Genomic DNA, 14458 nt, shown 5'->3' with positions numbered 1-14458 from the left:
AGAACGGGACCATGTCGCTCTCGACGTTGGTCGACCAACGCCGCGTCATCATCACGGCCGGCGCCGGTGGGGTGGGGAAGACCACGACGGCGGCCGCGCTCGGCGTCGCGGCGGCGCAGCGCGGCAAGCGCGTGCTCTGCCTCACCATCGATCCCGCCAAGAGGCTCGCGGAGAGCCTCGGGATCGGGGAGATGACGAGCGAGGCGGTGACGGTCGACCCCGCGCGGTTCGAGCGGGCGGGGATCCCGATGAAGGGGTCGCTCACCGCGATGATGCTCGACACGAAGCGCACCTTCGACGAGCTCGTCACGAAGTACTCGTCGTCGCCGGAGAAGGCCGAGAAGCTCCTCGGGAACAAGCTCTATCGCTACGTCTCGACCTCGCTCGCGGGGACGCAGGAGTACATGGCGATGGAGAAGCTCGTCTCGGTGAAGGACGATCCTCGCTACGACCTCGTCATCCTCGACACGCCGCCGACCGCGAACGCGCTCGACTTCCTCGACGCGCCGGAGCGGCTCATGGAGGCGCTCGACTCCGCGACGATGAAGTGGTTCATCGAGGCGTTCCAATCGACGGGGAAGCTCTCGCTCAACATCCTCGCCAAGGGCGCGTCGGCGGTGCTCAAGGGCATCGCGAAGATCACCGGCGGCGGGTTCCTCGAGGCGATGGCGGAGTTCATCGCCGAGCTGAACGACCTGTTCGGCGGCTTCAAGGAGCGCGCGCTGCGCGTGCAGAAGGCGCTGCGCGGAGACGACGTCGCGTTCGTCCTCGTCACGAGCCCGTCGCCGCCCGCGATCAAGGAGGTCCTCTACTTCGCCGAGCGCCTCGCCGAGGCGGAGATGCCGCGCGGTGCGCTGGTGGTGAACCGCTTCCACCTCCCGCCCGCTGGCGCGGCGACGCTCTCGCGAGAGGACGCCGCGCGCGCGATCGCGGAGCACGGCCTCCAGCTCGACGAGGACGCGCCGGAGCGCATCGTGCAGGCGCACGGCGATCAGGTGAAGCTCGCCGCGCTCGACGCGTCGCACGTCCGCGCCCTCGAAGGCGCGACGCAAGGGACGCCGATCGTGCGCGTCGCCGAGCTCGAGACCGACGTCCACGACCTCGTCCTCCTCGGCCAGCTCGCCGACGTGCTCATGGGCGGCGGGAGCGGCGGGGACGGAGCTCCCGCGCGAGACGGCGGCGTGTGAGCAACCCGCTCGCCCGCCTCTTCGGCAGCCTCGCCAACGTCGTCCTCGATCTCGGGCTCCCCACGATCCGCGGCTGGCTCCGCGATCGCCTCGGCCCCGACGCCGACGTCGCCGACGTCAGCACCGACGGCTCGATCGTCCGCCTCCGCGGCGTGCGGATCCCGCTCGGGCCGCGCGGCCTCGTCGTCCTCGACGAAGCCGCCGCGACGATCACGTCGCTCGGCGACGCCGGCCCCGCCCTCCGCCTCCGCTCCTTCGAAGGTGTCCTCGTCTTCACGCGCGGCGACCTCCGCGACCGCTTCGCGCGCGCCGACGACGCCGGCGCCGTCCAGGACGTCGCGAACGCGAACGCGACCTTCCGCGCCGACGTCGCGTTCACGGCGTCGGACGATCCCGATCCCGCGGCGTGGATCTGGGGCGACCTCGCGATCCTCCGCGCGACGTGGACGACCTCCGCCGACGTGCCGGCCGCGCCGCTCGAGGGCGCCGCGCGCCTCTTCGTCTCCTCGCGCGCGTGGCGGCTCGAGCGCGGCCGCCTCGACGGCGGGCCCTCCCTCGGCGGCGACGGCAAGCTCCCCGTCGTCGCGCGCTTCGCCGCCGCCGGCGTGCTCGAGCGCGACGATCGCGACGAGCGCGACGAGACGGAGGAGGCGAACGCGGCGGAGCTGCTCGTCCCGCGCGCTCTCTCCACCCTCGCGTTCACGCTCGAGCACGGGCGCATCGGTCCGTTCCTCGAGGCGCTCACCGCGCTCGCGGGCGAAGACGCCGTGCGCGCGCGCATCCCGGCGGCGCTCCCGCGCGACACGCGGATCGACGCCGAGCTCTCGTGGTCCGCGACGGAGGGCGCGCGCGCCGAGCTTCGCCTGCACGCCCCGACGCTCGGGGCGCGTGCCACGCTCCGCGGCGACTGCGGTCCCACCGGCGCGGGCCTCGGCGCGCGCGTCGACGCGAGCGTCGGGCTCGCCGCGCTGCTCCGTCGCTTCGGCGCGCCCGCGCTCGCGACGCCGCGCGACGAGGACACGGTCGACGTCGTCGTCACCGCGGCCGGCGACGTGCGCGCCCCCGCGATCCAGATCGACGTGCGCGCGCACGAGCTCGGCTTCCGCCTCGGCCGCCCGCGCTTCGTTCCGGCCGTCGTCGTGCGCGACGTCGCCGGTCAGGTCTTCGTGAGCGGTGGTCGCGTCGTCGGGCGCATCGACGCCGCCGCGCGCGGGCGGATCGTGACCGCGGAGCTCCAAGCTCCCGCGCTCGATTTCGCGGAGTGGAGCGTCGCCGTCCGCGCCGCCGCGCTCGACGCGCCGTTCCTCCGCGACGTCGCGCGCACGCTCGGCGCGCCGCTCGCGATCGCCGACGACGCGTCCGCCTCCGTCGCGCTCGCGTTCGGTCCGCCCCGTCGAAGGGAAGAGGAGGCCGGGAGCGCGGCCAGCGGCACCGTCACGCTCGCGGTCGGAGGATCGCGGCTCGTCGCGGAGCTCGGCGTGCCCGACGTCCTCGTGCGCGTCACCGGCGGGGTGAAGGTCGAGGACGTCGCCGCGACGGGCGTGTTCGAGCGCGCCGCGGTCTGGCCGAGCCGCGGCGATCTCGTCGTCGCGCTCGACGTCGCGCGCGATCTCCGGGCGCGCGGATCGCTCGTCGCCGCGAGCACGCTCCTCCTCTCGGTCCGGCAGCATGAGGGCTCGCTCGCCTACGAGCTCGAAGGGGCGAAGGTCGACCTCACGCTCGATCGCGCGGGCCTCCGCTACGAGGGGCTTCGCTTCAGCGGCCACGGCGGTCGCTTCGCGGGCTACGGCGCGGTCCCGTTCTCCGCGCCCGCGCGGGACGCGCCGCCGTACCTCGTCCTTCAGCTCGAGGACGGCGGACCCACGCTCGCGATGCAGCTCCTTCGCCTCGCGCATCCGCCGCCCGCGATCGACGTGCCGCCGTTGCTCGGCGCCCGCGGCACCCTCGCGCTCGCGACCGATCTCGGGCTCGCGATCGACCTCGGTCTCGCGACGCCGAACGGGACCGAGCTCGCCGTCGCGCTGCGGATCGCGAAGGGGAGCCTCGATCGATCGACCGCCTCCGGTGCGGTGGCGATCGAGGACGCGCTCGTCGTCGCGCGCGCGGGGACGACCCCGCTGTCCGGGATCGTGCACGTCGACGCCGAGGTGGTCGAGGGCGCCGCGCGCACGGTCCGCGCGCGGGTGTCGTCGGCGAAGGTCGAATACGCGCCGTTCGTCCTCGAGGACGTGAGCGCGGCGGTCGTCGTCGCGGCGAGCGGCGACGTGCTCTGGAACCGCGCCGGCGCGCGCCTCGCGGACGGCCGTCTCTCGTCGTTCGGGGTGGCGCGTCGCGGCGGCGCCGTCTCCGCGCGCGTCGCGGCCGCGTCGGTCGCGGTCCACGAGCTCCCGCCGATCGAGGGGCGAATGTTCGGCGCGTACGTGCGCGGCCGCGCCTCCGGCACCGTGCTCGGGCATCGCGAGCCCGACGGCGCGCTCGAGGCGCGCGGCGACGTCGTCCTCGACGAGGCCGCGTTCCCCGTCATCGATCGGGCGCGCCCCGCGCTCGCGCGCTACGGGCTCCGGCCGCCGAACGAGGACGCGACCGGCCCCGCGGTCGCGACGATCGCGCTCGACGCGCGCGGCGTGCGCGTCACCGAGGTCGCGGTCTCTTTGTATGGTGCGAGCGTGCGCGCGGACGTGAAGGTCTCGCCCGCGCGCGCGATCGACGGCGGCGTCGAGATCACGCTCGAGGAGGAGTACCTCCGCACGAGCAAGCTGCTCACGCTGCCGCGCGTGCTCGGCGAGCGCCTCGTGATCCCGATCGCGCTCGGCGGCACGACCGCGGCGCCGGAGGTGAAGGCGGAGCTGGGGCAGACGCTCGGCCGCTTCCTCCGTGACAACAAGGTCGTCGACTTCGTCGCCTCCGCGGTCGAGGAGGCGCAGCTCTTCTTCCGCAAGGACGCCGCGCCGGCGGCGCGATCGGAGCCGCCGCCGGCGACGCGCGAAGCGGAGCTCCGCGCCGCGATCGACGCGCACGCCGCCGACTGGGACGCCCTCGCCGCGCGCCGACATTGACCCTCACCTCGACCGACCCCAAGAGAGCCGGAGATGACAGCGACGAGAGAGCGGGGCCCGATCGCGATCGACGCCCTCGCGAGCGGTTTCCGGAAGCGCACGCTCGTCACCGCGTCGCTCGCCGGCAAGGTCGGCGTCGCGATGGCGAAGCGCACGCTGCGCGGTCGCGCCGCCGAGGACGCGCCGTCGAACGGCGACGCGCTCCGGGCGGCGAAGGAGCTCGCGCTCTCGCTCGGCGCGATGAAGGGCCTCGTCATGAAGATCGGGCAGATGGCGAGCTACCTCCCCGGCGCGCTGCCGGACGAGGCGCAGCGCGTCCTCTCGCAGCTGCAGGCCGACACCGTCGCGATGAGCTGGGACCGCATCGCCGAGACGATCCGCGAGGAGCTCGGCGCCGCGCCGGAGTCGCTCTTCGACGACTTCGATCCGAAGCCGTTCGCGGCCGCGTCGATCGGGCAGGTGCACCGCGCTCGCTTCCAGGGCCGCGCGGTCGCGGTGAAGGTGCAGTACCCCGGGATCGAGGACGTGCTCCGGAGCGATCTCTCCACGATCGGCGCCTTCGCGCGCATGTCGACGCTCGGCCTGCCGCTCGACGGCGGCGCGCTCGCCGACGAGCTCCGCTCCCGCATCGTCGAAGAGTGCGACTACGCGCTCGAGGCGAAGAACCAGCGCGCGCTCGCGGCGCTCTTCGCGCGCGACGCGGACGTGCGCGTGCCCGCCGTCGTCGCCGAGCGCTCCTCGCGCCGCGTCCTCACGACCGAGCTCGTCGTCGCGCAGCGCTTCGGGGACTTCGTCGCGTCCGCGCCGCAGGCGGCGAAGGACCGCGCCGGTGAGATCCTCTTCCGGACGTCCTGGGACGGTCTCTTCCGCCACGGTGTCTTCAACGGCGATCCACACCCCGGCAACTACCTGTTCGATCCGGACGGCGCGGTGACGCTCCTCGACTTCGGCTGCGTGCGCCGCTTCGATCGCGCGTTCATCGAGACGTGGAAGGACTTCGCGCGCGGCGCGCTCGCCGGCGATCGCGCCGGCTTCGACGAGCGGTTCCGCCGCCTCGGCATGGTCGGTCGCGAGCGCAGCTTCGACTACGAGGCGCAGTGGAACATCACGCAGTACCTCTATCAGCCGTTCCTCCAGCGGAGCCCGTTCTTCACGTACGGCGACGAGTACGTGAAGAAGAGCTACGGGGTCATCATCTTCGACAACCCGAACCAGCGCCGCTCCGCGATGCCGCCGGAGTGGCTGCTCTTGAACCGCCTGCAGTGGGGGATGAACGCGGTCCTCGCGAAGCTCGGCGCCACCGCGCCGTGGCCGGACCACTTCTCCGCCGCCGCGCACGCGCCGTTCGAGGGGCTCGAAGGGTGAGCTACTCGTCGGCGGGCTCTTCCGCCGCCGCCTTCCGCCCGCGGCGCTTCTCCTTGTAGACGACCTTGATCGGGACGCCTTCGAAGCCGAAGTGCTTGCGGAGCTGGTTCACGACGAAGCGCTGATACGAAAAATGCACCGCCTCGGGGTTCGAGGCGATGACGACGAAGAGGGGAGGGGAGCTCTCCGCCTGCGTGATGTAGTAGAGGCGCGGCGCGCGGCCTCCGCTCGTGGGCGGCGGCCGGGTCTGGAGCACCTGCTCGAAGAAGCGATTGAGCTCGCCGGTGCTCACGCGGCCGTGGAACGACGCGGCGACCTTGTCGATCTCGCCGAAGAGCCCGGCGACGCCGCGGCCCGTCTTCGCGCTCACGAGGACGACCGGCACGAACGACGCGAAGGAGATCTTGTCGCGCGCGTCCTCCTCCGCCTTCGCGAGCTCGGCCTTCGAGAGGAGGTCGATCTTGTTGAGCGCGATGATCATCCCGCGCGCGCGGTCGTTCGCGAGGCCGAGGATCTTCGCGTCCTGCTCGGCGACGCCATCCTTCGCGTCGCAGAGGAGGACGACGACGCTCGATCGCTCCATCGCCTGGATCGCGGCGGTGACGCTCGCGGCCTCGATCGCGTCCGCGGCCTTCGTCACCTTGCCCTTGCGGCGCACGCCGGCGGTGTCGACGAAGATGTACTTCTTGCCGCCGCGCTCGACGAGCGAGTCGATCGCGTCGCGCGTCGTCCCCGGCCGCGTGTCGACGAGCATCCGGTCCTCGCCGAGGATGCGGTTCGTCATGCTCGACTTGCCGGCGTTCGGCTTGCCCGCGATCGTGATGCGCGGGAGGCGCTCGGGGTCTTCCTCCTCCGCTCGCGGCGGCGGCAGCGCGTCGACGATCGCGGCCTCGAGGTCGCCGATCCCGCGGCCGTGGAGCGCGCTCACGGGGAAGACCTTCTCGATCCCGAGGCGGTAGATCTCGAAGGCGTCGGCGTCGAGCTTCGGCGAGTCGGCCTTGTTCGCGGCGTAGAGGACCGGCTTGTTCGACTTCCGCAGGAGCTTCACCGCGACGCGGTCCGCGCTCGTGAGCGGCACCGTCGCGTCGCTGATGAACACGATGACGTCGGCCTCCTTGATCGCGGCCTCGACGTGGCGCGCGATGCCGGTCTTCATCGGGTCCTTGTCGTCGGGGTCGTAGCCGCCGGTGTCGATGAGGGTGTAGTCGCGGCCGAACGCGGACGCGTCGACGTAGTGGCGATCGCGCGTGACGCCGGGTTGATCGTGCACGATCGCGAGGCGGCGCCGCGCGAGGCGGTTGAACAGCGTCGATTTGCCGACGTTCGGACGGCCGACGACGGCGACGAGCGGCAGCCCGTGCGAGCCGGCGGGCATGACGCGAGAGATACGGGCGGGGCGATGCTTCGTCATACGGAGGCTCGTTTCGGATCGGCGTAGCCGAGGTCGAGGAGGCGTGCGTCGTCGTCGAACCAGCCCGGCGTCGCCTTCACCTTGATGTCGAGATGGACCTGACTGCCGACGAGCCCCTCGGCGCGCCGGCGCGCGGCGGTCCCGATCGCGGCGAGCATCTGCCCGCCTTGACCGATGATGATCCCTTTGTGCGAGTCCTTCGCGACGTGGACGGTGAGCTTGATCTTCGTCACGACCTTCGCCGTCTTCCGCTTCGGGCTCGGCTCTTCGTAGGCGTCGATCGTCACCGCGACGCCGTGCGGGACCTCTTCGCGCGTGCGGAGCAGGACCTGCTCGCGCACGAGCTCGGCGACGAAGAAGCGAACCGGCTTGTCCGAGAGCTCGTCGGGCGGGTAGAGCGCCGCGCCCTCCGGGAGCTGGGCCGCGATCTCCTTGAGGAGGCGATCGACGCCGTCGCGCTTCTTCGCGCTGATCGGCACCACCGCGGCGAAGTCGCGCATCGCCCCGAACGAGGCGAGCACCTCGATGAGCTTCGCCTTCTCGGCGACGCGGTCGATCTTGTTGACGACGAGGACGACGGGGCGGTCCTTCGGCAGCGACGCGACGACCTTCGTGTCCTCGGGGCGGACCTCGGCGTTCGCGGCGGCGCTGACGTCGACGACGAGCACGATCACGTCGCAGGCCTCCGCGGTGCCGGTCGCGACGTCGTTCATGCGCTTGCCGAGCCGGCTCTTCGCGGCGTGGAGCCCGGGTGTGTCCTGGAAGACGAACTGCGCGTCGTCGGTCGTCAGGATCCCGGCGATGCGATCGCGCGTCGTCTGCGGGTGGTGGCTCACGATCGCGAGGCGCTCGCCCAGGATCGCGTTCAACAGCGTGCTCTTGCCGACGTTCGGCCGCCCGACGAGCGCGATCGTCCCCGCACGGAACGGCGCCTTCTTCGACTTCTTCGCGGCCATGACCGCGCGTGCATAGACCAATTGGGGCCGCGGCCCAACTGGAGTATGGAAGCCGCTAGAGCTTAGCTATGTCCGACTCCGAAAAGCCGCCCGCGCCCGACGACGACGAGAAGGCACCGTCCGCCCCGGCCCAAGCGACCGCGGCCGAGGAGACCGCGGCCGAGGAGGAGGAGAAGGAGGGCGAGCCCGCGGCCGCCGCGGCCGAGGAGGAGCCCACGGCGCCGGAGCCGGAGCGCGTGCTCGCGGAGCCCGGCGGGCCGGCGTGGTTGCCGCTCGCGCTCTCGGCGGCCGTGGCGGCGCTGTTCTTTCTCGTGCTGCCGCCGCTCACGAAGAGCGGGCTCTGGGACCCCTACGAGCTGAACGTCGCGGACCTGTCGCGGCGCATCGCGCTGAACCTGCACGGCGCGTCGGCGCTCGCGCTCGAGGCGACCGACAACTCGCTCCCGCACCTCAACGACCTCGGGCGCCCCCAGCTCCCGTTCACCTCGATCGCCCTCGGCTTCAAGCTCTTCGGCCTCCACGAGTGGTCGGGCCGCCTGCCGCTCGCGATCTGGGGCATCGTCGGCGTCCTCGTCACGTTCGGCTTCGTCGCGCGCCTCGTCGATCGCCGCGCCGCCCTCTTCTCCGCCGTCGCCCTCACGACGATGCCGCTCTACTTCGTGCACGCGCGCACGATGCTCGGCGACATCGTGATGATGACGTCGTTCGCGATGATCTTCGGCGGCTTCGCGGTCGCCGTCTTCGGCCGGCGCGAGGACGACACGAACGACACGCCGACGCGCGTGCTCTGGCTCGCGCTCGCCCTCGTCGGCTGCGCCGCCGGCTTCTTCACGCGCGGCGCGTTCATCGGCGTCGGCGTGCCCGCCCTCGCGGTCGCGGTCGCGCACGCGATCGCGGCGGGGAACGGACAGCGCTTCGACGGCGTCGCGCGCGCGGCCGCCCTCACCGCTGGCGCGATCGGCCTCGTGTTCTGTTACCTCGGCCTCCGCGCGCTCGGCGCGGACAAGGCCGACGACCAGACCGTGATCTGGGCCGGCGCGCTCCTCAAGGCCCCCAACCGCTACCCCACCTTCGATTTCATCGTCGGCCACGTCGCGCCGTCGCTCGCGCCGTGGAGCGCGTTTGCTCCCTTCGCGATCGGTCGCCTCTTCGCCGCGCCGCCGTTGGCGGACAAGGCCGGCGCCGCGTTCGCGCGCGAGAGCCAGGCGCGGCTCCTCCTCCTCGTGGGGGGGGCGGCGGCGCTCGTCGCCCACGCGTGGATCGCGGCGCGCGTCGATCTCGTCACCTTCTCGGGGCCGGCCGTCATCGCCGCGGTCTGCGGCATCGCCCTCCGCGACTACGAGCGCGGCGCGCATCCGTCGCTCGCGGTCGGCGTCGGCACCGCGGTGCTGCTCGGGTGCATGCACCACGAGCTCCACAACCTCCCCGAGAAGGCGTTCCAAGCGTTCTCCGTCGCGGCGGGCGCGACGTTCCCCGAGAGCTTCAAGGCGAAGTCGCTCCAGCTCTGGACGATCGTCCTCGTCGGCTTCGCGGGGATCTCGTTCCTCACCTGGGTCGAGCGCGATCCCGAGCGGGAGCCGTTCGAGCCGAAGGGCTACCTCAGGGTCGTCCTCGCGCTCCGCGACGCGTGGGACGGCATGCTCGCGCTCGCGTACTTCGCGATCGTCGCGGGCGCGTCGCTCGCCGGCCTCGCGGTCTGGTTCGGCACGCGCCAGCACGCGAAGTGGCTGCCGACGCTCAGCTCGCAGATGCGCGAGCTGGTCCTCAACGCGTGGTGGCTCACCGCCTTCGCGCCGCTCGCCGTCATCTTCGCGGTCTATTTCTGGAGCGACGTCTGGGTCTGGGCGTTCGATCGGGCGGAGGGGCGCTTCGCGAGCGCGGGCGTCACGCTGAAGGAGCGCATCATCAAGGCCGGGACGCGCGGCTTCGAGCCGTTCGAAGAGCTCGCCGCGCGGCTGAAGGAGCACCCGCTCAAGGACTCGATCTGGAAGCTGCTCGTCGGGCGCCTCGAGGTCAAGATGGACGCTCTCGAGCCCGGGATCGGTCCCGTCTGCGTGCTGTTGCTCGTGCCGCTCATGTACCTCCAGGTGCCGGGCATCGTGTTCGCGGCGCTCTACTGGAAGCTGCAGCTGAAGCCGATCGTCGCCGTCGCGCTCGCGATCCCCTCCGGCGTCGCGCTCTTCTTGATCCTCGGCTTCATCGGCGATCTCTTCCGCGGGAGCCGCGCCGCGTTCCTCGTCACGTTCGGCGTCACCGTGGGCGCGGTCCTCTGCGTCTCGTTCTACCCCGCGCTCGCGAACCAGCTCTCGCCGAAGGAGATCTTCGAGAGCTACCAGCGCGTGCACAAGACCAACGAGCCGCTCGCGCTCTTCGGCGTCGGCGGGCGCACGGCGGCGTACTACGCCGGCGGACAGCCGATCGTCTTGAAGGACACCGCGAGCGCGTACGAGTGGCTCGCGGCGGCGGAGCCGGGGACGCGCCGCTTCGCCGCGGTGCGCGCGGACGAGCTCGGGCGGCTCAATCGCACGTACCGCGAGCGGACCGGCACCGGCCAGAACCTGCCCGTGCTCGACGCGAGGTCGAGCCAGATCATCCTCGTCGCGTCGTCGCTCGCGGAGGGAGAGAAGAACCAGAACCCGCTCGGCCGCATCATCCTGTCCGCGCCGCCGGCGAAGGTGCAGCGGCGCCTCGACGCCAACCTCGAGGACAAGCTCGCGGTGCTCGGCTACGACATCGTCGACGCGAACGGCCGCATGGTCGAGTCGGTGTCGCCGGGCAAGAAGTACCACATGCGGACGTACCTCAAGGTCCTCCAGAACATCGGCCAGGAGTGGCAGATGTTCATCCACATCGACGGGTTCCATCGCCGCCACAACGGCGACCACGTCGTCTGCGAGGGCAAGTACCCGATGACGCAATGGCTGAAGGACGATCTCCTCATGGACGATCACGAGTTCAGCCTCGAGCCGAACTTCAGCCCCGGTCCCTACACGGTGTACTTCGGCTTCTTCATCGGCGAGACGCGCCTCAAGACGAAGACCGGCGGCGACAACGAGAACCGCGTGAACGGCGGCACGCTCCGGGTGCAGTGATCCCGCGGGCGGGATGTGAGCCAACCTGTGCCGCGCCGATGAGGCCAACGGCTTGAAAAGACAGCAATCCTGTCCTGGCACATGAGCTGCTTCACGCCCCGCGCATGTCTCAACGCGCTTGGTTCCTTGCCGCCTCGCTCATCGCCGGCGGCTGCATGGTCGTCGGCTGCGGCGACGACACGAGCAAGAACGCGATCGATCCCGACGCCAACGTGGAGGTCGTCGAGAACGGCTTCGAGTCGGACGATCCGTCGGGCAAGAGCGGCTCGTCGAGCGGCGGCGCCGACGGGGGCCTCTCGGCGGGCTCGTCGACATCGTCGACGTCGTCCGGCGGCGCGGCTCCTCCTGCTTCGGAGGACAGCGCGTCGCGCGCGATCCAGGAGGCCGACATCGTCAAGCTCGACGGCAACCGCCTCTACGCGCTCTCGCAGTACGGCGGCCTCGCGATCGTCGACGTGACCGATCCCAACCGGATGCAGCTCCTCGGTCGCAAGCGCACCGAGGGCATGCCGTTCGAGTTCTACGTCGAGAACGGGCGCGCGCACGTGATGCTGAACGACTTCGGCCGCTGGGTCGACGAAGGCGGCGGCAAGTGGGTGCAGACGAGCGAGCTCCTCGAGCTCGACGTCACGAACCCCGCCAGCATCACCGAGGTCGGCCACTACGACGTGCCCGGCTCGATCAGCGACTCGCGCCTCGTCGGCAACACGCTCTACCTCGTCACGATGGAGAACGGGTACTGCTGGCGCTGCGACCAGAGCCCGTCGACGGTCGTGACGTCGTTCGCGGTGGGCGGGACGGCGGTCGCGAAGATCGATCAGATCGCGTTCCGCGCGCCGCGCAAGGACTACAGCTGGTGGCAGCGCAGCGTGAGCGCGACGAACCAGCGCCTGTACATCGGCGGTCCCTCGTGGAGCTGGAGCGGCGGCGACGAGAACCGCGGCTCCGTCATCCAGGTCGTCGACATCTCGGACATGTCGGGCAAGTTGAAGCGCGGCGCCGACGTCGCGATCGCGGGCAACATCAACAGCCGCTGGCAGATGGACGAGCACGAGGGCGTGCTCCGCGTCGTGAGCCAGTACGGCAACGGCTGGTGGGGTCCGAACGGCAGCATCAACCCGCGCGTGCAGACGTTCACGGTGACGAGCGCGGCGAGCATCACGCCGCTCGGGCAGACCGAGCTGATTCTGCCGGAGCCCGAGTCGCTGCGGAGCGTGCGCTTCGACGGCGTCCGCGGCTACGCGATCACGGCGATGCAGACCGATCCGCTCTACACGATCGACCTCTCGAACCCGGCGCAGCCGAAGCAGGCCGCCGCGCTCGAGATTCCGGGCTGGATCTTCCACATGGAGCCGCGCGGCGATCGCCTCGTCGGCTTCGGCTACGAGGACACCACCTGGAACGGCAAGCTCGCGGTGTCGCTCTTCGACGTGAGCGACCTCACGAAGCCGACGATGCTCACGCGCGTCGCGTTCGGCACCGGCGGCGGCAACCTCCCGGAGGACCAGGACCGCGTCCACAAGGCGATCCGCGTCCTCGATCAGCAGGGCACGATCCTCGTCCCGTTCTCGAGCTACGGGCGCTGGGACGGCACGTCCTGCGAGCAGCCCGCGACCGGCATCCAGATCATCGACTACGCGAAGACGGGCCTCACGCTCCGCGGCGTCGCGCCGTACAGCGGCCAGCCGCGCCGCGCGATGCTCCTCCCCAATAACCGCCTCCTCGGCATGTCGGACCGCAACGTGAGCACGTTCGACCTCACGAACCGCGACGCGCCGAAGAAGACGAACGAGCTCGATCTCTCGAACCCGGCGTACCACATGGTCGAGACGCCGACGCACATCGCGGCGATCACGAACCAATGGTGGTCGGGCGAGGCGGTCCTCGCGTTGACGCCGAAGGACAAGGCGGACGACGCGAACGCGGTCGGCAAGGTCTCCCTCGCGGAGCTCGCCGAGCCCGCCGCCAACCGCTGCAACCCGTACGGCTGGGCGTCGTGGTACGACGCGCGCCTCTTCGCGAACGGCACCACGGTGTGGCTCACGCTGCCGGTGAGCGGCGACGACGGGAGCGCCGGCCACGTCGTCGTCGCCGCGATCGACACCTCGAACCCGGCCGCGCCCAAGATCGTCGGCCGCACGAACATCCCGCTCACGCCGAACCCCAACGGCAACCGCGGTGGGTACTACGGCGGCTACTTCTATTGCGGCGTCGGTTCGGCGGGATGGGGCTACTACAACGCCTACGACTTCAGCCGGAACGTCCTCGGCTCCGGTGACGACTACGTCAAGGTCGGCAACAAGCTCGCGTACCTCGAGATCGTCCGGACGTTCGTCGACGACGCGGGCCGGCCGTACAGCTACGAGTGGTCGCCCGAGAACCCGATCCCGCCCGACACGAAGGGCTACCACTGGGACTACAAGCGGAAGCTCCACGTCGTGGACTTCGCGAACCCGGCGAGCCCCACCCACGAGCGTCCCGTCACGCTCCCCGCGAGCATCGGCACGACGCCGCTCCACGTCTTGAACGGCGTCGTGATGACGTCGCGCTGGGTGTACGGCTCGGCGCCGGGCAAGGTCCGCTTCTACATGGACCGCGTCGACCTCAACGGCGCGACGACGCAGCTCGCGAGCGTGAACATCCCCGGCTCGCTCTTGCACGTCGACGCGGCCTCCTCGCGCATCGTCGCGACCGACTACAAGGTCGAGCGGAAGGCGGTTCAGAGCTACGAGGAGTGTTACAAGCACGACCTCCGCTCGCAGTTCATCTACGACGAGAACGTCTGCATCAAGGTCGATCGCTCCTTCAAGCTCGCGGACGTCGCGGGCACGAAGGTGACGCTCCGCCAGGCCTTCACTCCGCCGTCGCAGCACTTCAACGGCGTGCAGCTCGCGGACGATCGCATCTACGTCACGCACGAGCGCGTCTACGACTACCGGAACTACCAGGGGACGACCGACGCGTACGGCTCGTACGTCTGGAACCCGCCCATCATCGAAGAGGGCGGTCTCTGGGCGATCGGCGGTCTCCGCGGCGGCAGCCTCTCGATCGTGAGCGAGATCCGCGGCGGCAACGCGCGCTGGCCGCTCGCGGCGAGTGGGACGAAGGTCGCGATCTTCCAGGACAGCGGCATGGCGGTCTTCGACACGGCCTCGGCGCAGCCGCAGCTCATGGCAGAGGCAAAGCTCCGCGGCTGGGGCTACAGCTCCAACGTGCTCCTCTCGCAGGATCGCGCCATCGCTTCCCTCGGCGAGTGGGGCCTCCAGAGTTTCTCATGGTGAGAGGGGCTCTGCCCCTCTCACACTCTCCCCGCCGGGGGTCTCTCCGCGCGCGCTGAGCGCGCGCTCCGCCGCCCCCGGACCCCCGCGAGAGGGGGTTCTTGTTCAGAGGG

General features: G+C 71.2%; 7 protein-coding genes. 5 read left to right on the top strand and 2 right to left on the bottom strand.

From position 1 onward, the window contains the following. Positions 1–11: 11 nt before the first annotated feature. From KF837_07995 to KF837_07985, 3 genes are read left to right on the top strand one after another with little or no spacing between them, the layout of a single operon-like run. Positions 12–1187 carry an ArsA family ATPase gene (locus KF837_07995; GenBank protein ID MBX3227239.1) on the top strand — a complete coding sequence of 392 codons (1176 nt, stop codon included), beginning with the start codon at positions 12–14 and terminating at the stop codon, positions 1185–1187. Beyond that, entirely contained in the window at positions 1184–4243 is a 3060-nt protein-coding gene (locus KF837_07990) for a hypothetical protein (GenBank protein ID MBX3227238.1), read from the top strand. Before KF837_07995 ends, KF837_07990 begins: the two co-directional genes overlap by 4 nt. A 33-nt stretch (positions 4244–4276) precedes the next feature. After that, entirely contained in the window at positions 4277–5608 is a 1332-nt protein-coding gene (locus KF837_07985; protein MBX3227237.1) for an AarF/ABC1/UbiB kinase family protein, read from the top strand. Position 5609: 1 nt separating this feature from the next. Here KF837_07985 and der read toward each other — a convergent pair whose 3' ends face one another. Both der and era read right to left on the bottom strand, forming a co-directional pair. Continuing rightward, positions 5610–7019 (bottom strand): ribosome biogenesis GTPase Der, encoded by a 1410-nt coding sequence (gene der, locus KF837_07980; protein ID MBX3227236.1) that lies wholly within the window; start codon positions 7017–7019, stop codon positions 5610–5612. After that, complete coding sequence (gene era / locus KF837_07975) at positions 7016–7975, bottom strand: GTPase Era (protein ID MBX3227235.1); 960 nt, start codon at positions 7973–7975, stop codon at positions 7016–7018. The genes der and era overlap by 4 nt, the downstream gene beginning before the upstream one ends. Positions 7976–8043: 68 nt before the next feature. Between era and KF837_07970 the strand changes: the two genes are divergently transcribed. Beyond that, positions 8044–11067: a glycosyltransferase family 39 protein gene (locus KF837_07970; GenBank protein MBX3227234.1), complete on the top strand. Its 3024-nt coding sequence runs from the start codon at positions 8044–8046 to the stop codon at positions 11065–11067. Between the two features lie 104 nt (positions 11068–11171). Continuing rightward, a complete protein-coding gene (locus KF837_07965; protein MBX3227233.1) occupies positions 11172–14348 on the top strand; it encodes a beta-propeller domain-containing protein in 3177 nt (1058 codons plus the stop codon). Positions 14349–14458 lie beyond the last annotated feature (110 nt).

It is taken from the genome of Labilithrix sp., from assembly GCA_019637155.1.
Lineage (GTDB): Bacteria > Myxococcota_A > Polyangia > Polyangiales > Polyangiaceae > Labilithrix.
The sequence above is the reverse complement of the archived record's forward strand: the minus strand, read 5'-3'. Positions and strand labels throughout refer to the sequence as shown.